Annotated in this window: 1 protein-coding gene; it reads left to right on the top strand. The window is 31.4% G+C overall.

Annotated features, from left to right (window positions below; translation table 11 throughout):
• Positions 1 to 638, top strand: a 638-nt coding sequence (locus BACCOPRO_RS18180) for a hypothetical protein (protein ID WP_008145626.1), incomplete at its 5' end; no start/stop codon positions are given.
• Positions 639 to 746: the final 108 nt, after the last annotated feature.

The raw sequence follows: 746 nt of genomic DNA, 5'->3' as shown, positions 1-746 counted from the left end.
GACAAATCGTATTCTTGACAACTTTGTCATTCGCATTGATCATCTATCTAGTATATGATGTTCATAGCAAAAGAATAATCATCGAAAACTACAAGAATCAAAACGAAGAACTACAAAACTTAAATGCAGAACAAAGTTATGTATTAGAAAACATCACGATTCTTTCTAAATTGCAACATTTCGCAGAAGGACACAATTTGGAAAACTATACTTTATACACTACCGATGGAGACTCTTGTGAACTTAAAGATGTATGCAAGGGAGAAAAACTGATTTACTATTTCTCAGAACAAGGATGCCAGGTTTGCTATCAACCATTCTTAAAAAAGCTCGTTGAATTGTCTAAAAAGATTGGTAAAGAACATATCGTTGTCATTGGTAAATTTGAAGAACGAAGATCTTTCAAGCTGTTTCTTCAGGATTTGACTTCAAATAACGATCTGACAATTTACCAAACTAAAACAGAATTCAATATATACCCGGAATACAATGAATATGCTTTGGCTTTTCAAGTAACAAAAGATCTAGCAATTAACAATATATGTATTACCGATAAATCAAACACCGAATTATCTGCCGACTATTTGAAATTGATAGAGAAAAAATTCAACAAATCAACATCAAGCCAGGTCGAATAAAAACAGAAGACTATTATACTTTTCGTAAAATAGCATTATGTACTTTTTATATTTAATACAATGAAAACAGCAATTCTATCTTTAGTCTTACTTCTCCTAGCCTCCTGC

The organism is Phocaeicola coprophilus DSM 18228 = JCM 13818, from assembly GCF_000157915.1.
Taxonomy (GTDB): Bacteria; Bacteroidota; Bacteroidia; order Bacteroidales; family Bacteroidaceae; genus Phocaeicola; species Phocaeicola coprophilus.
The sequence above is the reverse complement of the archived record's forward strand: the minus strand, read 5'-3'. Positions and strand labels throughout refer to the sequence as shown.